The following is a 21,661-nucleotide window of genomic DNA, read 5'->3' as shown; positions in this document are numbered from 1 at the left end:
CTTTTCTATAGCAGGATACAGGAGGCAGTATGACCGCTTTGAGGCGCGAATGGCTCTTTTCGATTGTTATCTCGATCATCTGCGTCGTGCTGGCGTTTGTCGACGTGGCGCATATCCAGGGTGCACCGATTGGCCTTCACGCCAAAGCTGTGGTCACTGCAGCCGACAACACCCATGTCCGGCAAAACCTGATCGTCAAGACGGAAGAACAGTTGCTCGCCGTTCAGCTGCTCAACGGTACCCACACGGGTCAGGAGCTATCCGTCGTCAACATGCTCACCGGCAAAATGGAGTTCGATGAATTCTACGAGCAGGGAGATGTCATTCTCGTGGAATACGGCCTTGTCGGCGGGAAACCCGGAAATGCACTGGCCCGCGGCCATTACCGGTTGCGAATGCAGCTGGTGCTGATCGGCCTTTTCGCGCTGCTGTTGATCGCCGTGGCCGGGGTGACGGGACTCAAGGCCATGCTGAGCTTTGTCTTTGCGGCCATGGTGCTCTGGAAGCTGTATTTTCCTTTGCTGCTGCGCGGGTATACGCCCATCGGTACCGGTTTGGGTGTGGTGGCGCTGCTCACCGCCGTCATCACCTTTTCGGTCGGGGGGTTGAGCCGACGGGGGACGGCCACTTTTATCGGTTCGATGATGGGAGTGCTGCTGACCTGCGGTCTCGCGATTGGCTTTGCCCAGGCCTTCAACTTGAACGGGGCGGTGCGGCCCTTTGCGGAGACGCTGCTTTACTCGGGATACTACAATCTTAACCTTACCGGAATCTTTGTCGCCAGCGTGTTCATCGCCTCCTCCGGGGCCGTCATGGACCTTGCCATGGATATCGCCGCCAGCATGGACGAGATCAAAAGCAAACGGCCGGAAATCAGTTTTGTCGAGCATGTCCGCTCCGGCCTGAGGGTAGGCCGGGCGGTAATCGGGACCATGACGACGACCCTTTTGCTGGCTTACTCAAGCAGCCACATCGCCATGTTCCTGCTCTTTTTGGCAAAGGGGCTGCCGGCTGCGAATATCCTGAATGCACCCTTTGTGGCCGCAGAGGTGCTTAACATTCTTGTCGGGAGTTTCGGTTTGGTCACCGTGGCGCCGTTCACCGCCTTGGTGGCCGGTGTGCTCTATCGACGGATCGGATGAAAAAAAGGCTTACCGCTTACCGGCAAGCCCAATCGTTTTTCAATACCCTGTTAATTGTTTTTGTTACGTATTTGAGCATTCGTTGAATAAAAAAGATGCCACATTAAGACCGGCTCATCCATGAATGGATTTAAAGCATCGTAAAATCTGAAATTTCGAAACCGTTTTTTCTAATTGTTGACTATCCGTTTTTTCTTTCCATCAGTTCATGCTTGAGTTTTTTAATGTCACTGTCAAAACCTGCGAGGGCTTCCTTTCTGCTTATTGGAAGAAATCTGTTTTTCAGTTTTTCCTGAACGTCTTTCAGTAGCTCCATTCCACCTTCTATATCATGGTTTTTGAACTGTTCTCGTGCTTTCTCGACCAAGGGGAAGACTTCCCCGACTTTTTCCTTCATTATCATCTGAATGATGCTCTCCGCCTCCTCAAAAGCGGTTGAAATGACTTTATGGGTGTATTCTATTTCATCCTTTATTTGTTCTAAAGCATTCAGCGCGTCTGTCGTCTTATTGCTGGGAAAGGTCTTTTTTTTCCTGGCAAACCGAAGGGCGGCCTTGATGGCTTTGCGGGCATTTCGGGTTTTCTGTCGAACAAAGTGTCCTTTTTCAAAATAACTGAAAATGTCTTGAACCATAAATTCATGGTTGGTGATCAAACCATAGGGCAAGCCGTCTCTTTTATAACGGAAAAATGAAAACATAAACGACCTCAACTAGTTAATTCGGAAAAGGTTCAATAGGATTTTTCGAAACCATTACTTATGATCCCGGCCATCCAGCCCGCGTCAAAACCATGAAAGCAATGGCAAGTCAGATCACCTTCACTTGTCGCATCCATTATCCGATAGACCTCGATTCATCCTTGTAGGGAAACGCAATATTAATGCCAACGCTTTAATAAGGTTGGTGTTTCTTAACCCTCTCCTCTTTACCTTTGGAGAACGATAACCGCTTGGACAATATAGCGTATGATCTCTCGTCATTTGACAAATGCTGCTTCGTAGGGATAATAATCGGCCCGTACAAACAGGGTTAGAAAAGCCCGGACGGATAATAACTATTTTTAATCATTTATAAAAAATCATCAAGGAAGTAAAAGTGGATATAGAAAACAGCCAGCCCTATGCAACAACAGATATAGATCGTTGTATTCGCATACTCACGCATATGGTAAATAATGGCGAAGATTTTGTGGCGCTGCCAAGAGAAAAACAAATAGCGCTAATAAAAATTGCGGGCCAATTATCCAGACCGGACTGTCATCAGCTGAAACGACGCAATAAAGCCATGCGGAAAATTAAAAGAGAACAAATGGTTTCTGCGGAACGAAAGGCCCGAGCGGCAACCGGGATTCGTCTGGCCAGAGAGGAGGCAGTATTTTCGGCACCGTTACAGCTTTCACAACCCATTGAATCGACAAAGACGCAGTTGGTATTGCAGTCGCCGCGAAATTGTTACGTTTGCAAAGCGGAATTCACCCGGCTGCACTTTTTCTATGACACGATGTGCCCCGTTTGCGCAGAACTGAACTACCAAAAACGTTTCCAGACCGCCGATCTGAGGGGACAGGTGGCTCTGATTACCGGATCCCGTTTGAAAATTGGTTATCAGGCAACATTAATGATGTTAAAGGCCGGTGCTACGGTTATCGCAACGACCCGTTTTCCTGTAGATTCAGCATCAAGGTACTCCAAGGAAAAAGATTTTAACGAATGGGGAGACAGATTACACATTTATGGTCTGGATTTAAGACATACACCCAGTGTTGAGCTTTTTTGCCGTCATATTGAACAAACATTTGATAAATTGGATATTTTAATCAATAATGCTGCCCAAACCGTCCGCCGGCCGCCAGGATTTTATGCCCATTTGATGGACAATGAGACCAAAGCGTTGCATGAGCTTCCCGAGCGTTCCCGAAAGCTGATGATGAACTATCAAATATGTACCGACCAATTAAATGCTCTGGCCGTTCCCCATCTGAAATCAGAACCGCCTGTCCCGGTTACCTGGCAAGGCAAACTACCGGGAATAGGATTAAGAAAATCGGCACAACTATCTCAAATACCCTACGCTTACGACAACCCCTTACCTGCGGATGCTGTCTTTCCCAATGGAAAATTGGACGCGGATCGGCAGCAGGTTGATTTACGGACTACCAACAGCTGGCGGCTCAAACTCGGCGAAATCAAGACCTCGGAAATGCTTGAAATACAGCTTATCAATGCCGTCGCGCCCTTTGTGTTATGCAATAAACTGGCGCCCTTAATGAAAAAAAACCATACGGGGCAAAAGCATATTGTTAATGTCTCAGCGATGGAAGGCAAGTTTATGCGTTTCAAAAAAGGAGAGCGTCATCCCCATACCAATATGGCCAAAGCGGCCCTCAATATGTTGACCCATACGTCGGCCAGTGAGCTTGCCAGCCACGGTATTTTTATGAATGCCGTAGACACCGGCTGGGTAACCGATGAAGACCCGGCGCAACTGTCCAAACGCAAACAGGATCTTCACGACTTTCAGCCGCCTTTGGATATTGTTGATGGTGCCGCACGGGTATGCGATCCCTTTTTTAATGGTATCAATACCGGCAGACACTGGTGCGGAAAATTTTTAAAGGACTATTTTCCGATTGATTGGTGATAAATTATGGCTATCAGTGAATTTGAAATTAAACGGATCGAGAAGCTTGTCGGGCAATATGTTGAAAGCAGGCGCCCGGCAGCGCACCAACGCAGTCAAGTGGATATTTCATTTAGAATATCCGGCCAGAGCTTTGAGCTTTTTGATATACGGCCGCAATGGAATGACCCAACCCAAAAAATAGAGGGGCCAATCGCCAAAGCAACCTACGTAAAAAGCCAGAAAATCTGGAAAGTGTATTGGATGCGGGCAGATGGGAAATGGCACGCCTATCAGCCGTTCCCATCGTCGGCCTCGCTGGAAAAAATCCTGGACGTCATCGAACAGGATTCGCATGGTTGCTTTTGGGGATGATCATTTCACCGATGGTAAAAAAATGGTTGATGGAGTCGAGGGTGTGCACCGATCCGGCCCGTCGAACCGCCACCACGGCAGCGCCGACCGTACGCCGCAGCATCATTCCATTGGCTATTGACACCATGACCGCCCGAACGAGCACGCCGGGCAGGCGAACCGCTCAGCCGTCGATCGTCTTGAATTTTTCCTCGGGCGCGCCGCATACCGGACACTTCTTGGGAATTTTCTTGTCGGTCACGTAGCCGCACACCTGGCAGACATAATATTCCTTCACCTCATCTTTGATAACATTCATGATGGCCCGTTCATACAATTTGGCGTGGAATCCCTCAGCATCCCGGGCATGACTGAAGGCCAATGCGGCGACCGTCTCCCCCTCTTCTTCGGCAATCTTCAGGAATTCAGGATATTCATTTTCACTGATGGATTTTTCCCGTTGGAAGGACTTCTCCAGGTTCGTATCCGTATCGTTGACGATCAGATCTTTGACCAGGTTCATCTGCCGGGTGGCATGCACCCGTTCGGCCTCGGCGATAGCCCGGAACAACAGGGCGATCTGGGGAACGTTTTCCTCTCGGGCTTTTTCCGCATAGGCTAACAACCGAAAGTACGCTTTCGCCTCACCGATGAACGCTTTGTAAATGTTGTCTTGGGTCTTGGGCTTCATTAAAACCTCCATAATTTAAGAAAGGGGTCAAGGATTTGAGAGGTCGAGGATAATTTTGTCAACGATCTTGTGAATACCAGCGATCCTACTAATTTGGGCGTAGCCGGGCGAACCGCGCTATTTTACTTCTGGTGGAGTCCTGTTGAATCCTTGACCCCTCTTTCTATCCCGTTTAATGGAATTGGAAAACAATATCATTAAATTGTCGATACCGTATTCATTTCTCCAATGGTTTCCGCAATATCTCCCCGGGCCATTTTTCTTTCACGTTCTCCTCCCCCTGGAAGTAGCGTACCCGTGAACGGCTCTCGAACACCTCCAGCAGGGGCAAAATGGAAATCTTTCCGGAGTCGGGATACTCGCATACGTCGATGCCCACCGTGGTTCTGATGTCCAGATAGACGCAGGGGGCATCGCCGTGGTTGTACAATTGATGGGCACCGGTGTCTCCCTGCTCGAAAAAAACCAGATCCCCGGCGGCGATCTTTTGGAATCCTTCCGGTGTTCGCAGGGTGCCTTCACCGGAAAGGATCAGGAACAACTCCTCGGCTGCCCGGTGGAAATGGTAGGGAAAGGAGAAACGATCCGGATCCAGAGAGCGGATGTCGAAATCCAGCTGCCGGGCCCCCGCCAGCTTGGCCAGCCGGGGGCTGGTCTGCCAGGAAAATTCAGGCAGGTAGGCTTTCTTGGCTTCGAATTTGAGTTCCCTGGTGTGAAACACCGTTGGCATGAATACCCCCTTTCATTTTGGTTCCCGGGCTTTTAGCTCCCGGCGCATGATCTTTCCGGTGGCGGTCATGGGCAGGCTGTCGGTGAATTCGATTTCCCGGGGATACTCGTGGGCCGCCAGGCGCTCCTTGACGAACTGTTGAATTTCCCGCGCCGTCTCTGGCGACGGCGCCTGGCCATCGCGCAGCACGATGAAGGCCTTGACGATCTCGGTGCGCAGCGGATCCGGCCGGCCGATGACGGCGACCATGCTCACGGCCGGATGCTTCATGATGCAGTCTTCGATTTCCGCCGGGCCAATGCGGTACCCGGCGCTGGTGATCAGGTCGTCCTTGCGGCCCACGAACCAGAGGTATCCGTCGTCGTCCATGCGGGCGAGGTCGCCGGTGAGGCTCCACCCGTTGATGATTTTCCTCCGGGTAGCCTCCTTATTTTTCCAGTACTCAAGGAACATCACCGGATCGGGGCTTCGCACGGCAATTTCGCCTACGCTTCCCGCCGGAACCGAATGGCCATCTTCATCCACCACCGCCACTGTATGTCCGGGTATGGGCCGGCCCATGGATCCAGCCCGAATGGGCATCACTTCGAAGCAGTTGCCCACCACCAGATTGCATTCGGTCTGCCCGTAAAACTCGTTGATGGTCACACCCAAAACCCGGCGACCCCATTCCAGCAGTTCTTCGCCCAGCGTCTCGCCGCCGCTGCCGATGGTTCTCATTTTAAAATCATGAGGCACAGAAGATTCCGACACCTGGCGCATGAGCTTTAAGGCCGTAGGTGGCATGAAGGCGTTGCGGATGCGATGTCTGGCCAGCAGGTGGAAGGCCTCCTCCGGATCGAATTTTCGGGCCCGGTGCGCAACGACGGGAATGCCGTGGTGCCAACTGGGAAAGAGTACATCGATGAGCCCCCCTATCCAGGCCCAGTCCGCCGGCGTCCAGAACCGGTCGTCCTTGCAGGGAAAGAAGTTGTGGGGGAATTCGACGCCGGGCAGGTGGCCCAAGAGCACGCGATGGGCGTGCAGCGCTCCCTTGGGCGGACCCGTGGTGCCCGAGGTGTAGATGATCAGGGCCGGGTCGTCGGCCAGGGTCTGCACCGGTGTGAAGGCATCGCTGCCCCGGGACAGCAGATCCTGAAAGTCCGCAACTCCCTCGGGCGCACCCCCTTCGGTGACGATGATGACCCGCAGTTGAGGCAGGGTATCGCGGATGGAAAGGATTTTAGGCAGGTTGGCCGCATCGGTGATCACTCCCCGGGCCTGGCTGTTTCCCAGGCGATAGGCCAGGGCATCGGTGCCGAAGAGGGTGAACAGCGGTATGGCGATACCCCCCAGCTTGTAAACGGCGATGTGGCTGATGGCCGTTTCCGGCCGCTGGGGAAGAAGAATGCCCACCCGGTCTCCCTTGGCGATGCCCATGGCCTTCAGGCCGTTGGCCAGCCGATTGGAGCGCTGCTTCAGGTCCCGGAAGGTATAGCGCTGCGTGTCTCCCGTGTCGTTTTCATAGATCAGGGCCAGGCGGTCCCCCGGGCCGGCCCACTTGTCGCAGATGTCCACTCCGATATTGTAGAATTCCGGAACTTCCCATTGAAAGTTGTCGCACAGCGTCCGATAGTCCTTGCCGGGTTTGAGCATGACGGTTCTCCTTGCACGTGTCGGGCGGTTCCCTTCTCATCTGTCTGCCGGGAGGTTCAGGACGGCTCCTGGCGCGGGCTCCAGGATATCCAGCGGCCCGGCAGGCGTGGAAATCCGCTGACCATGGCCACCAGCAGGGTGGCGGCGTAAGGTAGCGACTGGACCACGAGGACGATCACCCACAGGTTCATGTCCAGGGTGTCCATTTTCTGCACCAATCCGATCGCCGATGCCGCACAGAGCATGGCGGCGAGCATGAGGATCTCCTCGGAAGAGCTGGCCAGCGCTCCTGCCAGGGCCGATGCGTCGGCCATTTTGGGCGTCCGGAAAAAGGGCTTGTCGCGGGTGACAAGTCCCGACAGCACGGCTTTGGCAATGGTATGGGAGAGCGCCAGCCCGGCCACAGCAGCCGCCACGGTCTGGACAAGGGTGGCATTGACGCGCGTACGATAGAGGTAGATCAGTTTGCCGATCTTGAAAACGAAGAGGGCCAGCGGCAGAAGGGAGAAGACCACCAGGGGCGGATCAACGTGCTTGGGATCGATGATCATGGCCATCGACCAGAGCAGCGCCGCCATGTTGAAAAAGAGGTTGGCGCCGTCGGCCAGCCAGGGGAGCCAGCCGGCAATAAAATGGTAGCGCTGGCCGTGGCGGAGGCTGCTGCTTCGCTTGGCCGTCAGAAAAGAGGCGTGCCGCCTCAGGATCTGCATGGCGCCGTAGGCCCAGCGATGGCGCTGCTTCTTGTAGTCGATGAAGGTATCGGGCATCAGGCCGCGACCGTATGAGCGTGGGATGTAGGCGGCCTCGGAACCCTGCTCGAAGACTTTGAGGCCCAGTTCGGCATCCTCGGTGATGCACCACTCGCTCCAGCCGCCGATGCTTTCCAGGATCGTCCGGCGGATCAGGGTCATGGTGCCGTGCTGGATAATGGCGTTGCGTTCGTTGCGCGTGACCATGCCGATGAAAAAGAACCCCCGGTATTCGCTGTAGCACATGGCCTTGAAGGCATTTACGGAACCGTCACGGTAATCCTGGGGCGCCTGGACGATGCCGATTTTGGGCTCCTTGAACTGGGGCACCAGTTCCCTCAGCCAGTTGGGCGCCACGGCGTAGTCGCTGTCGATCACCGCGATGATCTCGGCCGACGGATCGGTCTGTGAAATTGCATAATTCAATGCCCCGGCCTTGAAGCCGGACAGCGGCGCCACGTGGAAGAAGCGGAAATGCGGACCCAGGGTGCGGCAGTGGGCTTCCACGGGCTCCCAGACCTTCGGATCCTGCGTGTTGTTGTCCACCACCAGCACCTCGAAGCGCGGATAGTCCAGAGCCGCCAGGGCGTCGAGGGTTTCGATGACCATGGCCGGCGGCTCGTTGTAGGCCGGCACGTGAATGGAGACCATGGGCAGCTGATCATCGGCGAGAGCCACGGGCTGGAAGGGCCGCCGCAGGCGGATGATCCAGCGCGCCTCGGCCCACTCGTGGGCTTCGGTGAGCAGCACCACGATCACCCCGATCATGCCGCTGATCATCACCAGTCCCACGATGACGGTCCTCACCGTGAGGTACTGGTGGAGGTAATCGTAGACGACCCACACCGCCGCCGAGGCGGCGGCGAAGACCAGCACAGCCAGGAAGCTGCGTCCGCGGTTCCCCAGGGTCTGGCTGTCGATGAGCAGGATGGCGAAGGTGATCACGGCGATGAAGACCGACAAGCCGGCCAGCAGGGTCCAGTTGGCGATGGGCACGATGGGTTGGGTAAAGGGGAATTTCTCCTGGCGGGCCACATTGTAGACGCCCCAGTAGGCCCCTACGGACCCCTCGGTATCCCGCTTCCAGGGCTGATCGAAGGCCTCCATAACGTAATAAATGTATTTTTCCTGCTGGGCGCGCTCCAGGAATCGCCGCAGGAACACCGCCTGGTTGGCCGGCGAGGCCACCGCCGACTGGCGCGTGCGACCGTTGCTGGGCCACCCCACCTCGGCGATCACCACGGGCTTGTTCGGAAACATCTTCTTGATTTCGTTTACTTTTTCAACCACATAATCCACGGCCAGGTCGATATGGATCCCTTCCCAGTAGGGCAGCATGTGCACCGCGATGTAGTCCACATGCTCGGCCAGCTCGGGGTGCTTGACCCAGACATGCCAAGGCTCGGCCGTGCTGACGGGAATCTCCAGTTCCTGCCGTGCCTGGTCCAGGTATTCGGCGAGTTCCTCAACGGTCAGTTCACCGCGCAGCATCACCTCGTTGCCCACCATGACCCGCACGATGTTAGTGCTTCGGGCGGCCGTCTCCAGAAAGAGCTTCATGTGCTCATGGTTGCGCTCCACATCCTTGTCGATCCAGACGCCGAAGGCCACGTTGAGATGGTGTTTCTTGGCCAGTTCGGGAATCTGCACCAGAACGTCCTCCACTGTGTAGGAGCGAATGGCATGGGTCTTGCCTTCCAATAGTGCCATGTCGGCCTCGATCTGATCGAGAGTCGGGTAGATTTTTTCCAGGGGGCTCTGGCCCTCCATAAAAGGCGAAAACGAGAAGCCCTGGATGCGTTCCGGCCAGGGCGGCTCCTGTTCGGGTCGATTGGCCAGGGCCCACAGACTGATGGCTAAAATGGCGATCGCCAGGGTGATCACAATGCTCGACAATTTCATCCGAAGTCACTCCACCATGTCCGGATTTCCGGAGGCATTATCCTGTTTTACGGACAGTCTCAGTCCTCCGTTATCCATTGCGCGGTCAGCTAAAGTTTTCCCCGCAGCGGACGATATAAAACATAGAATCAGGATTCCATCCGGTGAGCCGGCCGTCAGGCCGGGCCACCGGTCCGATCGGCAAGCGGAAAGATCTTTTTTTTCGTTGTCATTCAACCTGATAATGGTTTATGAACGAGACCTTAAGATGATTTTTATGCGCCTTGTCCCCAAAAAACAATTCCTTTCTGCAATTATCGTTCTGGCACTGCTCATTTCCTGGGGTATCGGCAGCTCATGCCGCGCATCGGATCCGGACACGCCTAATCCGGTTGGATTGGCGCTTCCCATCCAGATGAGCGCCGACGATTCGCCCGTTCCCGTTACCATTCGCAAAGTGGACGGCGCTTACCGGATTTACCGCGGCGGCCAGCCCTATTTCATCAAGGGTATCGGAGGACGGCAGCACCTTGGCCTGGCCGCCGAGGCGGGCGCCAATTCGGTCAGGACCTGGGGGGCCCACGATGCCGGCGACCTTCTGGAGCATGCCCGGGGCTGCGGGATGACCGTCACCTTGGGGATCTGGCTCTCCCACGTGGCATCGGACTACCTGGACCCCGCCTACAAAATGCGCAAGATCGACGAAGTCCAGCAGCTCCTAGATCTTCATAGAAACCATCCGTCCCTGCTGATGTGGTCCCTGGGCAACGAAATCAACCTCGAGGGGGCTGACACCCCCGAGGCCTGGCAGTTCGTCAATGAACTGGCCTGTCAGATCAAAAGCCAGGATCCCGACCACCCTGTGATTACCGTAATCTCCTACGACGAAGATACGCCTAACAACATCGCCGCGTATGCTCCGGACCTGGATGCCGTGGGCATCAACGCCTACGCCTCTCTGTCCAGCGTGCGTATCATGATCGAGGACTCGGACTTCGAAGGCCCGTACCTGATCACCGAATGGGGGGTCGACGGCCACTGGGAGGCCAAACAGACCGTCTGGGGACGTCCCATCGAACCCAGCAGCGAACAGAAGGTGGACTTCCACCTGCGACGCTACGAACAAAACATCCTGGCCAACAGTGATCGCTGCATCGGCTCCTATGTGTTCCTTTGGGGTCAGAAGCAGGAACGCACACCTACCTGGTACAGCATGTTCATCGAAAAACTGCCCGGGATCGATCTCCCTGTGACCGCCTGCGCCACGGTGGACGCGATGCGCTTCAACTGGTCGGGCGGCTGGCCGTCCAATCGGGCGCCCATGGTGAATCGTATCACCATCAACAACCGGGTAGCCAGCGGCGATGTCACGCTCACTCCGGGCGAGTCGTTCATTGCCCGGGTGGCGGCTGCCGATCCGGACAACGATGGGTTGCGGTTTGTCTGGGAACTGATGGAAGAGCCGACCGAGTTGGGCATTGGCGGGTCCTACGAACCCCGTCCCGGGGAACTGGACGTGGTGATCGACGGCAGCCAGCCGGAGCTGAGCCTCCTGGCGCCGCAGAAAGCCGGCGAATACCGGCTCTTCGTCTATGTCCTGGATCAGAACGGCCATGTGGGCACGGCCAATTTCCCCTTCCAGGTGGATCCTGAATCGATGCCGGCGACGGACACCGCCCTGGCGACCCTGTTGTCGGACAGTTGAAGGCACCGTACGGATTGAATAGAGAGGGTTCGACCGGGGAGGGTTCTGCAATTGCTTGCGCTGTTTTGGCGCAAAACCATTTTCAGCACCCCGTCAGACAAGTCCGGCAAACTGCTCCGCGATGGGAAACAGGCCGAAAAGACCTCCCGTATGAATGAAGACGACCCGGTCACCGAACCTTTTCGGATTTTTCGCCAGTTCCGCGATCATGCCGAAATAGGCCTTGCCGGTGTATACCGGATCCAGCACCACCCCTTCCAGACGCACCAGGTCACGGATGGCGACCAGTTCCTCGGGTCGTGACAGCGCGTAGCCTCGCCCCACATAGCCGTCCACAATTTCGTATGGGGGAATACCGGCGGAATTTCCCGGCAGCCAGGTATCATTGAATTTTCGGCAGATGTCGTCGATCACAGCTACGAAATAATCCCGGTCGTCGCATACATTCACTCCCGCCACCCGGATAGCAGCGTCCGACAACCGGGCACCCAGAGCCAGGCCGGCGGTGGTGCCGCCGGAGCCGGTGGCGCAGACGACCGTGGTGGGCTTCGCGTCGCCGCCATCCAGATGATTGAGGTCCCTTACCAGTTCCTGCATTTCGGCCACATAGCCCCAGGCGCCCAGCGCTGTCGACCCGCCTTCGGGAATGATGAAAGGTTCTCGCCCCTCGTTGCGCAACCGTTGGGCCTCACGTTCAAATATTTCCTCGCGTGCCCGATACTGCTCCGGCGTAATCCAAACAATTTCGGATCCCGCCAGACGATCCAGCAGGATATTTCCGGAAACCGTCGGCGGGTTGGCGGGGTCGTCCGTGCGCAGCAGCAGCAATGAGGAAAGGCCGGCCCTGACTGCCGCCAGGGCCGTGGCCCGGCAGTGGTTGGACTGGGCGCCGCCGCAGGTAATCACCGTGTCGGCATCTTTGGATAGTGCATCGGCCAGGAGAAACTCAAGCTTCCTGACCTTGTTGCCGGACAGCTCGCTGCCGGTAAAATCGTCCCGTTTAAAGAAGATCTCCACCCCAACCTGCCGGCTGAGCCGTTCCATCTTCTGCAGGGGAGTAGGAATGCTGGCCAGTCGAATGCGTGGGGGAAAGATATCCGTTGGTATCATGAATTCGTTCCTGAAAATGGGGTGACTGGAATAAATCAAAATGCGAAACAAACACCTTTTCTTTTTACATAGATGGGCCCGAAAAGACAAGGGCTCGCTGAATATGCTTTTCCTGGCATCTTTAAACACAACTGCTATCGAAATATTCAGGGTCAAGCTTTTATCAGGCACCCTATAGTGGCGTTGAGTAGATGTTTATTGGAGAGTTATGTTATTTCGGTGGAGTGAATTTTTGTGGGCTGGCATTACTAATTTGTAAATGTCATAAAAATTTCGAGAAGTTGGATAAGGCAAGAAACCCTATGTTTCGGTGTGGTCCATTTTTATTGGATAGCCATAGCGTACTTATTTGGTCCTGAATATTTGGGCCATCTATTAAAAAGGCATTTATTCCAACATTTACCAAGGGTCCGATTTGGAAACCGATGGTATGAAAGACAACTAATCTAAAATAGGCCGATTGCAGATATCGCAGTCGGCCTATTCATTTCCCTGGTGGTCCATTACCAACCAATTTGAATATTAAATTCAGGGCACAGGATATGCGCACCTCCATACTGTGGCTGAAAAGTCATATGGGGATTGGCATTGTAGACGGATATTGGGTGGCGGATCTGATCGACAACGACGAGATCATGCCGATTACGACGGATCAACCGCAGATCATGAATCGGATTTCCATGATGCACCTTCAAGGCAAATCCATGTCGACATTGGAAACGATATTTCTCGATTATTTTAAGGAACATATGAAGGTGCAGAAGTGGACCCAGCGAGTGAGTTATCTGGGGATATAAATTCACTAATAACTCCCGGAACCACTTTGATGGGTTCTTGATGGCGCCTTTTATTGAGTGACAAACTTGTATACGTAGTGTTATCATCAATACAATATCATAATTTAAAAATTATCCCCTCGTTTATCAAAATCATCCTGTCAAATTAACACCGTCAGGAGAGAACTATGCAGATTCCCAATCAAAAGAAGATGGAAATGCTCCGGTCATTGCTTCTTTCCCGCAGGTTCGAGGAGAAATTGACGGAACTGTGCAAGATCGAGCATAAGATTCCAGGAATGATGATCCTGTGTACCGGGCAGGAGGCCGTCGGTGCGGGCGTATGTGCGGCGCTTCAACCGGAAGATGTGATCATCACCAATCACCGCAGCCACAGCCATTTATTGGCCAAGGGCGCTGATCCCAAAGCCCTAATGGCTGAAATATTCGGTAAACGAACGGGGTGCAATAAAGGAAAAAGTGGAACGCTGCACATGGCAGTACCTGAGGTCAATGCGCTCTGTACAACCACCGTTGTCGGTGGCGGACCGCCCATTGCTGTTGGCGTTGCCTTTGCCCAACAGTACCGAGCGGAAAAATGGGTAACCGTCTGTTTTATAGGAGATGGAGCCGCCAACGAGGGGTCTGTTCACGAAGCCTTGAATCTGGCGAGTGTCTGGACGCTTCCGGTAATCTTTGTGTGCGAGAACAATCTTTACGCCGGTGCTCAGCGCTATGAAGAGCACACCAAAGCGCCTAACATCGCCGACCGGGCAGCCGGTTATGCCATGCCTGGTGTTGTGGTTGATGGCAACGACGCGCTGGCAGTGTACGAATCAGCCATGGCGGCCCGCGCGCGCGCTGTTGGAGGAAGTGGGCCCACGCTGATCGAATACAAAACTTACCGCTGGCGAGGCCATGGCGAAGCGGATCTACAGATCTATCAGCCCAAGGAAGAGATCGCGGCATGGCAGGCAATGTGCCCCATCCCTAAACTTCGCGGTGAAATGCTGGCCCAAGGACTGATCAGCGAGGATGAGCTTCAGGAACTGGAAAACCGCATCGATGCCATTGTGCAGCATGCGATCCGCTTTGCGGAGGAAAGCCCTTATCCCGAGCCGTCCGAGGCTCTTGAGGATCTATTCGCATAATCGAGAACATTCCATAATGAAAGGAATTAAAGCATGCAGTCATTTGGAATGGGACAGGCCATCAATCAGGCCCTTAGAGAAGAAATGCAGCGGGACGTCAATGTGTTCTTGGCCGGAGAGGGAGTCGGGATAGGCATCCATAGCAGCCCGATGCTTCCCACTGCTGGCTTATTGCAAGATTTCGGTGCAGGGCGGGTGAAGGACACTCCCGTTTCAGAGTCGGCGATCGCAGGATTAGCGGTTGGTGCGGCTGTAGCTGGGTTGAGACCGGTGGTTGAAATTATGTTCAATCCTTTCTTTACCCTTGCATCGGATATGATCGTCAATCACGCAGCCAAGCTGCGGTACCTATCGGGAGGGAAATCGTCTTTCCCGCTCGTTGTGCGTATCAAAAGCGGTGCCGGATTCGGAGCAGGCTGTCAGCATTCGCATAACCTTGAAGCGTGGGTGGCGCACTGCCCGGGGCTGAAGGTCATCATGCCCGCCACGCCGGCTGATGCCAAAGGGCTTCTCAAATCCGCCATTCGGGATCCAAATCCCGTTGTTTTTATAGAAGATATGATGCTTTACTTTGTACCTGGGCCGGTTCCAGAGGAGGAGTATCTCATTCCCATAGGACAGGCCGACGTTAAACGTCAGGGTACAGATGTTACCTTGGTTACATGGTCCAAGATGGTGGGTTTGGCTTTGAAGGCGGCTGAACAGTTGGCCCAGGAGGGTATTGACACGGAGATCGTAGATCTGCGCACACTTGTGCCTATGGATAAAAAGACCCTCCTTGATTCTGTGCGCAAGACCGGTCGCCTGGTTGTATTGCATGAGGCCACTCGAACCGGCGGCTTTGCCGGTGAAGTCTCAGCGGTAGTGATGGAAGAGGCTTTTGATAGCTTAAAAGCGCCGCTGCGGCGGGTGACCGGTCCTGACATCCCGGTCCCGGCCAGTCCGCCTCTGGAACGTTTTTACATCCCCAGTGAGAAAAATCTTATTTCGGTGGTAAAAGAAATCGTTGCAAAATGAGGGAAGTGTTAGTGATTATAAAATGATTTATATTCTTCCGGGAATGGGTGCTACTTCAAACATGTATTCTGGCCCTTGGCGAAAAATACCAAATGCGAAGTTCATTAATTGGCCAAGATACAATGGTGAAAAAACCATTTCCGAGGTAGCAGAAAGTGTTATAAGGCGATACGGAATTATGCGATCAGATTCGGTCGCAGGTTCCTCACTTGGTGGTATTGTTTCACTTGAGATTGCAGATAAGTTAGGCATAAGAAATGTTTATTTGTTCGGAAGTGCAGTTTCAAAAAATGAAATCAATCCTTTACTCAGATTCTTGTCTCCTCTATCTGAGATCACCCCTATAAAAGTTATACAAGCGCTTGCCGGAAAATTTAGAAATGAATTTTTAACTATGTTTCATTCCTCAGAAACCGAATTCATTAGAGCTATGTGTCATGCGGTTTCTAATTGGCAAGGTTATAAGGGGGACCAAAGTATAATTAAACGTATACATGGAGAAAACGACAAAGTAATATCATGTTTCGGAGCGTGCAAAAAAATAAAAGATGGAGGTCACTTAATAGCGATGACCCATGCAGCTGATTGTATTGAAATCATAAATCAAAACTCACATAAAGTTTTTGCCAGCTCAAATTTTTAAAAGGCGATGAAGAAATATTTTTAGTAATAGATAGGTCATCCTAAACGTTTTTTGAAACGCGTGGTTACTGCTATCAAGATGGATAACGATTTGTTCCCATTGGGGTTGTGCTTTCAATGGCGTATATAAACTTTTGCCTGAGTAGTAATAGATTGATAAGTTCGTCTTTTAAGATCTTGAATTTTTTGGAAATAATCTACCATAGCGACGTTTTCGTGGGGCCTACAGACAAAATTGAGGACTTAGATAGGGCGTGGATTATTCATGCTCCGTAAATTATTACGATTGCTGCTTAACCGGCAGATGCAGGGTAAAAGTGCTGCCCTTTCCCGGTTCGCTTTCGACGGAAACGCTGCCGCCGTGGGCTTGCGCGATATGTTTGACGATGGCCAGGCCCAGGCCGGTGCCGCCAAGCTTGCGGCTGCGCGCCTTGTCCACCCGGTAGAATCGTTCAAAAAGCCGGGGAAGATGCTTGTGGGCGATGCCCATGCCCTGGTCCTTAAAGCGGATCTGGATGTCACCGCCCACAGTCAGGGCGTCGATGTGGATCACGCTTTTCTCCGGGCTGTACTTGATCGCATTGTCCAGCAGGTTAACGACGGCTTGTTCGAGCAGAGTGGCGTCGAAGCAGCCATTCAGACCCGGTTCGCAGGAGAGCTGAACATCGATTCCCTTCTCCTGGATGCTTTCGGTGCAAAGGCTGATGGCCGTGTGGATCACGTCCTGAATACGGCAGCACTCCAGACCGATCTGCTGGATTTCATCGTCGCGTTCGATGCGTGACAGCTGCATCAGGTCGTCGATAATCGTCGCCAATCGGTTGACGTGCTTGTCGATGATGGTCAAGAATCGCCGGGTTTCCTCCCGATCATCCACATCGCCTGTGCACAATGTCTCGACAAAGCCCTTGATGGCCGTCAGCGGTGTCTTGATTTCGTGAGAAACGGATGCGGCAAAATCACGCCGCATGTTTTCGAGCCGGCGAAGCTGGGTCACATCGCTGATCACCAACAGACCGCCCATGCGCCTTTGCATGGCATCCAGCAAAGGGGTGCAGTGGACGTTGAAGGTGCGTTCGCCGTTCTGGTGGTAGACAATATCCGATTCAAGACTCTCACCGGTGGACAGGCTTTGGTTCATGAGCAAATCAAATTCGTGGTTGCGGATGATCTCCAGGACGCTTCGACCCTGGATACTTTTCAGGGGAACGGCAAACATACTTGCGGCAGCCTGGTTGATGCTGATCACCCGCTGCTCCAAATCAGTGGCAATCACGCCTTCATGCATGCTCGAAAGCACCGCTTCGGTTTTATTGTGCTGGCTGGTGATCTCCTCCAGCCGCTGCTGAAGCTGCTCGGCCATCTGGTTCATGGTTTCGGCCAGGGCTGAAAACTCATAGATGTCATAAAGGGGCAGCCGGTGAGTAAGAACGCCGGTGGCAAAACGCCGTGCGCCATCCCGCATTTTCTCCAGCGGACGGGTGATTTTTCGTGACGCATACCAGCTTCCCCCCGATGCCAGCAGGGCGATCAACAGCGCGCCAAAGCTGATTCGCCATCTGACGGTCCCCAGGCGCGCATCGATGGCGGTAACGGGAATGGATGTCCGCAGTACACCGGATAGAACTTTATCCGCGTACAAAGGCAGGGCCACATACATCATGTCCTGCTTCAGCGTATCGCTGTGACGGATGCTCACCCCTACCTTGCCCAGATAGGCATCCCGAATCTCCTCCCGGTCCAGGTGGTTGGCCATCTTGGCCGGCATCTCTACGGAGTCGCCCACCACACGGCCGCCGGGAAGGATCACGGTAACCCGAGTGACCGTCTGACCGGCGGCATCCTTGCAAAACCGATCCATCGCCTGCGCATCCAGGGGATTGAGCAGGCGGATCACCTGTTTTTCCAAAAGCCGTCCGTTGATTTCCAGATCCACCCGGGTGCGTTCCAGGTAAAACTGCCGGGTAAAGCTCAACGCATACCAGCTCACCGCAAGCAGTGAAACCAGCGTAATCGCCAGATAAGACGGGAATAGTTGATAGATAAGGCGTTTTTTATTCTTCATCAGCTTTCCATGAACCGGTAGCCCACCCCCCGCACCGTCTCGATATATTTCCCCAGCGCCCCCAGCTTCTTTCTGAGCCCCACGATCTGGACATCCACGCTGCGGTCGGTAACCGGGTAGTCGTCGCCGCGCACCGCATCCACGATCTGAGAGCGGGTAAAGACCCAGCCCGGCCGACGGGCGAGAAAATGGAGCACCTGAAATTCCGTATAGGTCAGATCCAGCGATTTACCGGCGGCGGTGACGTGGCGGCGACCGGTATGGATGGAGAGTTCGCGAATGGTCAAGACCTCGCTCTCCGGTTCGGCGATTCCACTTCGCCGTCGGATCACCGCCTTCATGCGGGCGATAAGGATACGCGGGGAAAAGGGTTTGGTCACATAGTCGTCGGCGCCCAGTTCCAGACCGGTGACGATGTCCGCCTCCTCGCCCTTGGCAGTAAGCATGACAATGGGCGTGTCCTTGGTGCCGGAATTTTGTTTGAGTCGCCGGGCCACTTCCAGGCCATCGATGCCCGGCAGCATCAGATCCAGAATGATCAGGTCAACCGGATCCGACGCGGCCGATTTGAGGGCCGCCTCACCCGAGGCGGCACAGGTCACCGCATACCCCTCGCGGGCCAGATTGTAGCGGACCAGTTCAAGGATATCCTCCTCATCGTCCACTACCAGTATCTTCTCTTTACTCATTTTTCATTTGCCTTTGATGGGGCGGCTTATCTGGTTTGCTGACATCGGTCGTCAGTCATCCGACCGCTGGTTTTAAGTCAACTTGCCGTGGCGCACGATATCGCCTTCGATCATATAAACCACCTCTTCCGCGATGTTGGTGGCGTGGTCGGCCAGCCGCTCGATGTGCCGGGAGATGAGCAGCAGGTTGATCATATAGCCGATATCCTCGGTCAACCCGTCGGCCATGGCCTGCTTGATGCGATCATAGGCTTCATCCTTGATTTTGTCCACCTCGTCGTCCAGATGAAGCACCTTGATGGCCAGGTCAAGGTCCTGATTCACCAGGCTGTCCAGACTCATGCGCAGCATGGCTTCAGCCTTTTCCCCCATCACCGAATAATCAAAGTGATAGGGAGCCACCGGGCGCTTGGCGATGCGCACCACACGCTGGGCTATGTTGACCACCTGATCGCCGATGCGCTCCAGGTCGTTGTTAATCTTGATGACGGCGACCAGAAACCGAAGATCCGCAGCCACCGGCTGGTGCAGGGCGATGATCTTCAGGCACGCCTCTTCAACCTCCACCTCCATCTCATCGATCTCGTGATCGAGGTGCATGATCTCTTTGGCCAGATCGACGTCGCGGTCTTCGATGGCCTGCCTGATCCGGTGCACCCGTTGTTCCACGAGCGCTCCCAGGGACAGGATCATTTTCTTGATGGTATCGAGTTCTCTTTGAAAGTGCTTCACCGTTTGGGTTCCTTGTTGGATGGATGGTCTTGGCGCCTTGGCCTGCTCGCCGGCCATTGGGGCGGTGTTGTGGGTATCAGCCGAACCGGCCGGTAATGTAATCCTCGGTCTGTTTTTTCTTCGGCCGGGTAAAAATCGTGTCCGTGTCCCCCACCTCGATCAGCTTGCCCACATAAAAAAAGGCGGTGACATCCGACACCCGCGCGGCCTGCTGCATGTTGTGGGTGACAATAATGATCGTGTAGGTCTCCTTGAGCTCGTGAATCAGCTCCTCGATTTTCTGGGTGGCGATGGGGTCCAGGGCCGATGCGGGTTCGTCCATGAGCACGACCTCCGGCTTGACGGCCAGGGCTCGGGCGATGCACAGGCGCTGCTGCTGACCGCCTGACAGTCCCAGGGCGGTATCCTGAAGCCGGTCTTTGACCTCATCCCAGATGGCAGCATGCCTCAGGCTCTCCTCCACCCGCTCCTGGACAAAGGCCTTGTCCTTGATCCCGTTGACCCACAAACCATAAGCCACGTTGTCGAAGATGGTCTTGGGAAACGGATTGGGCTTCTGAAACACCATCCCCACCTTGCGACGCAGCATGACCACATCCAGGTTGGGGGCGTAGATGTCTTCGCCGTCCAGGGTAACCTTGCCTTCCACACGGCTGATGGGAATCAGGTCGTTCATGCGGTTGAGGCATCGCAGATAGGTGCTTTTGCCGCATCCGGAGGGGCCGATCAAGGCCGTGACCTCGCGAGGTTTGAAGTACATGGAAACACTGTGCAGGGCCTTGAAATCCCCGTAGTAGAAATCAAGGTTTTCAGAGGACATTTTATATTCCGGTTCCATCTGTTTTTCCTGTTGTGCAGGCGCATTCATCGGGTGCATCCTATACAAAACGGTTTAATTGGTTCCATTGGTTGATGGGTTGCCTTGATCTCCTGGGTTTGATTCGTTAACCAATAAAACCAAGCAACCAATACAACAAACCAACCGGTTCATCCTATTTCAGCCGCTTTCTCAGACGGGCCCGCCAGAGGATCGCCAGCATGTTCATCCCCAATACCAGCGCGATCAGCACGATGGCCGTTCCGTACTGCAGATGCCGCGTCTTTTCGATTTCGGTTCCGGCAGTGGCCAGCACATAAATATGGTAAGGCAGCGCCATGACCTCGTTGAAAATCGACGTGGGCAGTTTGGGGGTAAAAAAGACCGCCCCGGTAAACATGATCGGTGCCGTCTCGCCGGCGGCCCGGCTGATCCCTAGTATGGCACCGGTGAGGATTCCCGGTAATGCCGAGGGCAGGACCACCCGCCAGATGGTCTGCCACTTGGTGGCCCCCAGTCCCAATGAGGCTTCCCGATAGGTGTCGGGAACTGATTTGAGGGCCTCTTCAGTGGAACCGATGATCACCGGCAAAGACATGGCCCCCAGGGTCAGGGCGCCGGCGGCAATGCTCACCCCCATCTTGAGGATGACCACGAAAAAGGCTAGTCCGAAAAGCCCGAACACCACCGACGGCACGCCCGCCAGGTTGTTGATGCCCAGTCGGATGAGCCGTACCACCTTGCCCGGACGGGCATATTCGTTCAGGTAGATAGCCGAGGCGATGCCGATGGGCAGTGCCGCGAGAATGGCGCCGAAACTCAGGCAGACGGTGCCCACGATGCAGGGCAGAATACCTCCCTTGGTCATGGATTCCATAGGCGGCTGAGTGAGGAATTCCCAGCTGATGGCGCGCCAACCGTTGGCCACCATGAAATAAATGATAATCAGCAGAGCGAGACCATTGATGGCGGCTGCTGCACGAAACAGGTTGAAAAAGACCGACTGCTTGAGTTTGCGCCGCCGGTCGTAGGCCGCACTGCCTTCAAAGAAGGATTGATCGTCACTCGACATGGTTTTTGCTTTTGCCTTTGATTCGGCAGCCGATTCAGGTGGCTGCTTATTTTCAGTAAGTCTGGTGTCTATATGCAAGGTC

The 21,661-nt window shown here is 54.3% G+C and carries 19 protein-coding genes; 8 read left to right on the top strand and 11 right to left on the bottom strand.

The annotated features are described in order from the left end of the window. The first annotated feature begins 29 nt into the window (after positions 1 to 29). Entirely contained in the window at positions 30 to 1,142 is a 1,113-nt protein-coding gene (locus tag ACHZBS_RS18140; protein ID WP_319407934.1) for a YibE/F family protein, read from the top strand. A gap of 181 nt (positions 1,143 to 1,323) precedes the next feature. On the opposite strand, the gene ACHZBS_RS18135 is transcribed toward ACHZBS_RS18140, so the two are convergent. Next, the gene (locus tag ACHZBS_RS18135; protein ID WP_319407933.1) at positions 1,324 to 1,842 is read right to left on the bottom strand and encodes a hypothetical protein; all 519 of its coding nucleotides are present in this window, start codon (positions 1,840 to 1,842) and stop codon (positions 1,324 to 1,326) included. A 397-nt stretch (positions 1,843 to 2,239) separates the two neighbouring features. On the opposite strand from ACHZBS_RS18135, the gene ACHZBS_RS18130 reads away from it, so the two are divergent. Together ACHZBS_RS18130 and ACHZBS_RS18125 are read left to right on the top strand one after the other, a co-directional pair. Beyond that, positions 2,240 to 3,784, top strand: coding sequence for an SDR family oxidoreductase (locus ACHZBS_RS18130; protein ID WP_319407932.1), 1,545 nt, complete (start codon positions 2,240 to 2,242; stop codon positions 3,782 to 3,784). Between the two features lie 6 nt (positions 3,785 to 3,790). Continuing rightward, complete coding sequence (locus ACHZBS_RS18125; RefSeq protein ID WP_319407931.1) at positions 3,791 to 4,138, top strand: DUF3024 domain-containing protein; 348 nt, start codon at positions 3,791 to 3,793, stop codon at positions 4,136 to 4,138. A gap of 163 nt (positions 4,139 to 4,301) precedes the next feature. Here the strand turns inward: ACHZBS_RS18125 and ACHZBS_RS18120 are convergent, their stop codons facing one another. The 4 genes from ACHZBS_RS18120 to ACHZBS_RS18105 form a co-directional block, all read right to left on the bottom strand. After that, positions 4,302 to 4,808 carry a rubrerythrin family protein gene (locus tag ACHZBS_RS18120; protein WP_319407930.1) on the bottom strand — a complete coding sequence of 169 codons (507 nt, stop codon included), beginning with the start codon at positions 4,806 to 4,808 and terminating at the stop codon, positions 4,302 to 4,304. A gap of 217 nt (positions 4,809 to 5,025) precedes the next feature. Next, entirely contained in the window at positions 5,026 to 5,538 is a 513-nt protein-coding gene (locus ACHZBS_RS18115; protein ID WP_319407929.1) for a cupin domain-containing protein, read from the bottom strand. 12 nt (positions 5,539 to 5,550) lie between these two features. Continuing rightward, on the bottom strand, positions 5,551 to 7,173 hold the full coding sequence (locus ACHZBS_RS18110) for an acyl-CoA synthetase (protein ID WP_319407928.1): 1,623 nt from the start codon (positions 7,171 to 7,173) through the stop codon (positions 5,551 to 5,553). A 56-nt stretch (positions 7,174 to 7,229) separates the two neighbouring features. Next, positions 7,230 to 9,824 (bottom strand): glycosyltransferase, encoded by a 2,595-nt coding sequence (locus ACHZBS_RS18105; RefSeq protein ID WP_319407927.1) that lies wholly within the window; start codon positions 9,822 to 9,824, stop codon positions 7,230 to 7,232. A gap of 247 nt (positions 9,825 to 10,071) precedes the next feature. Between ACHZBS_RS18105 and ACHZBS_RS18100 the strand changes: the two genes are divergently transcribed. Then, on the top strand, positions 10,072 to 11,508 hold the full coding sequence (locus tag ACHZBS_RS18100) for a glycoside hydrolase family 2 TIM barrel-domain containing protein (RefSeq protein ID WP_319407926.1): 1,437 nt from the start codon (positions 10,072 to 10,074) through the stop codon (positions 11,506 to 11,508). Positions 11,509 to 11,601: 93 nt separating this feature from the next. On the opposite strand, the gene ACHZBS_RS18095 is transcribed toward ACHZBS_RS18100, so the two are convergent. After that, entirely contained in the window at positions 11,602 to 12,618 is a 1,017-nt protein-coding gene (locus ACHZBS_RS18095) for a D-cysteine desulfhydrase family protein (RefSeq protein WP_319407925.1), read from the bottom strand. 515 nt (positions 12,619 to 13,133) lie between these two features. Between ACHZBS_RS18095 and ACHZBS_RS18090 the strand changes: the two genes are divergently transcribed. From ACHZBS_RS18090 to ACHZBS_RS18075, 4 genes are all read left to right on the top strand, one after another. Continuing rightward, a complete protein-coding gene (locus tag ACHZBS_RS18090; RefSeq protein ID WP_324292410.1) occupies positions 13,134 to 13,415 on the top strand; it encodes a hypothetical protein in 282 nt (93 codons plus the stop codon). A 167-nt stretch (positions 13,416 to 13,582) separates the two neighbouring features. Further along, complete coding sequence (locus tag ACHZBS_RS18085) at positions 13,583 to 14,545, top strand: thiamine pyrophosphate-dependent dehydrogenase E1 component subunit alpha (RefSeq protein WP_319407923.1); 963 nt, start codon at positions 13,583 to 13,585, stop codon at positions 14,543 to 14,545. 33 nt (positions 14,546 to 14,578) lie between these two features. Then, positions 14,579 to 15,562 carry an alpha-ketoacid dehydrogenase subunit beta gene (locus tag ACHZBS_RS18080; RefSeq protein WP_319407922.1) on the top strand — a complete coding sequence of 328 codons (984 nt, stop codon included), beginning with the start codon at positions 14,579 to 14,581 and terminating at the stop codon, positions 15,560 to 15,562. Then, complete coding sequence (locus ACHZBS_RS18075) at positions 15,552 to 16,205, top strand: hypothetical protein (protein WP_319407921.1); 654 nt, start codon at positions 15,552 to 15,554, stop codon at positions 16,203 to 16,205. The genes ACHZBS_RS18080 and ACHZBS_RS18075 overlap by 11 nt, the downstream gene beginning before the upstream one ends. Positions 16,206 to 16,484: 279 nt before the next feature. Here the strand turns inward: ACHZBS_RS18075 and ACHZBS_RS18070 are convergent, their stop codons facing one another. The 5 genes from ACHZBS_RS18070 to pstA all read right to left on the bottom strand — a co-directional run bounded on the left by ACHZBS_RS18070 (position 16,485) and on the right by pstA (position 21,579). Then, positions 16,485 to 18,269: an ATP-binding protein gene (locus tag ACHZBS_RS18070; RefSeq protein ID WP_319407920.1), complete on the bottom strand. Its 1,785-nt coding sequence runs from the start codon at positions 18,267 to 18,269 to the stop codon at positions 16,485 to 16,487. Beyond that, a complete protein-coding gene (locus tag ACHZBS_RS18065) occupies positions 18,269 to 18,958 on the bottom strand; it encodes a response regulator transcription factor (protein WP_319407919.1) in 690 nt (229 codons plus the stop codon). Before ACHZBS_RS18065 ends, ACHZBS_RS18070 begins: the two co-directional genes overlap by 1 nt. 72 nt (positions 18,959 to 19,030) lie before the next feature. Further along, positions 19,031 to 19,690: a phosphate signaling complex protein PhoU gene (gene phoU / locus ACHZBS_RS18060; RefSeq protein ID WP_319407918.1), complete on the bottom strand. Its 660-nt coding sequence runs from the start codon at positions 19,688 to 19,690 to the stop codon at positions 19,031 to 19,033. A gap of 76 nt (positions 19,691 to 19,766) precedes the next feature. Then, positions 19,767 to 20,528, bottom strand: a complete 762-nt coding sequence (gene pstB, locus ACHZBS_RS18055) for a phosphate ABC transporter ATP-binding protein PstB (protein ID WP_319409095.1) — start codon at positions 20,526 to 20,528, stop codon at positions 19,767 to 19,769. A gap of 154 nt (positions 20,529 to 20,682) precedes the next feature. Continuing rightward, the gene (pstA, locus tag ACHZBS_RS18050) at positions 20,683 to 21,579 is read right to left on the bottom strand and encodes a phosphate ABC transporter permease PstA (RefSeq protein WP_319407917.1); all 897 of its coding nucleotides are present in this window, start codon (positions 21,577 to 21,579) and stop codon (positions 20,683 to 20,685) included. Positions 21,580 to 21,661 lie beyond the last annotated feature (82 nt).

This window comes from uncultured Desulfosarcina sp., from assembly GCF_963664155.2.
GTDB lineage: Bacteria > Desulfobacterota > Desulfobacteria > Desulfobacterales > Desulfosarcinaceae > Desulfosarcina.
Note: the sequence above shows the minus strand (reverse complement) of the source record. Positions and strands in the feature narration are given on the sequence as shown.

Bases quoted from the DNA above. Each gene is read 5' to 3' on its own strand.
- ACHZBS_RS18085 (WP_319407923.1), top strand. From the start codon at position 13,583: ATGCAGATTCCCAATCAAAAGAAGATGGAAATGCTCCGGTCATTGCTT.
- ACHZBS_RS18100 (WP_319407926.1), top strand. From the start codon at position 10,072: ATGATTTTTATGCGCCTTGTCCCCAAAAAACAATTCCTTTCTGCAATT.
- ACHZBS_RS18140 (WP_319407934.1), top strand. From the start codon at position 30: ATGACCGCTTTGAGGCGCGAATGGCTCTTTTCGATTGTTATCTCGATC.
- ACHZBS_RS18115 (WP_319407929.1), bottom strand. From the start codon at position 5,538: ATGCCAACGGTGTTTCACACCAGGGAACTCAAATTCGAAGCCAAGAAA.
- ACHZBS_RS18105 (WP_319407927.1), bottom strand. From the start codon at position 9,824: ATGAAATTGTCGAGCATTGTGATCACCCTGGCGATCGCCATTTTAGCC.
- ACHZBS_RS18135 (WP_319407933.1), bottom strand. From the start codon at position 1,842: ATGTTTTCATTTTTCCGTTATAAAAGAGACGGCTTGCCCTATGGTTTG.
- ACHZBS_RS18080 (WP_319407922.1), top strand. From the start codon at position 14,579: ATGCAGTCATTTGGAATGGGACAGGCCATCAATCAGGCCCTTAGAGAA.
- ACHZBS_RS18070 (WP_319407920.1), bottom strand. From the start codon at position 18,269: ATGAAGAATAAAAAACGCCTTATCTATCAACTATTCCCGTCTTATCTG.
- pstA (WP_319407917.1), bottom strand. From the start codon at position 21,579: ATGTCGAGTGACGATCAATCCTTCTTTGAAGGCAGTGCGGCCTACGAC.
- ACHZBS_RS18120 (WP_319407930.1), bottom strand. From the start codon at position 4,808: ATGAAGCCCAAGACCCAAGACAACATTTACAAAGCGTTCATCGGTGAG.
- ACHZBS_RS18125 (WP_319407931.1), top strand. From the start codon at position 3,791: ATGGCTATCAGTGAATTTGAAATTAAACGGATCGAGAAGCTTGTCGGG.
- ACHZBS_RS18065 (WP_319407919.1), bottom strand. From the start codon at position 18,958: ATGAGTAAAGAGAAGATACTGGTAGTGGACGATGAGGAGGATATCCTT.
- ACHZBS_RS18095 (WP_319407925.1), bottom strand. From the start codon at position 12,618: ATGATACCAACGGATATCTTTCCCCCACGCATTCGACTGGCCAGCATT.
- ACHZBS_RS18110 (WP_319407928.1), bottom strand. From the start codon at position 7,173: ATGCTCAAACCCGGCAAGGACTATCGGACGCTGTGCGACAACTTTCAA.
- pstB (WP_319409095.1), bottom strand. From the start codon at position 20,528: ATGGAACCGGAATATAAAATGTCCTCTGAAAACCTTGATTTCTACTAC.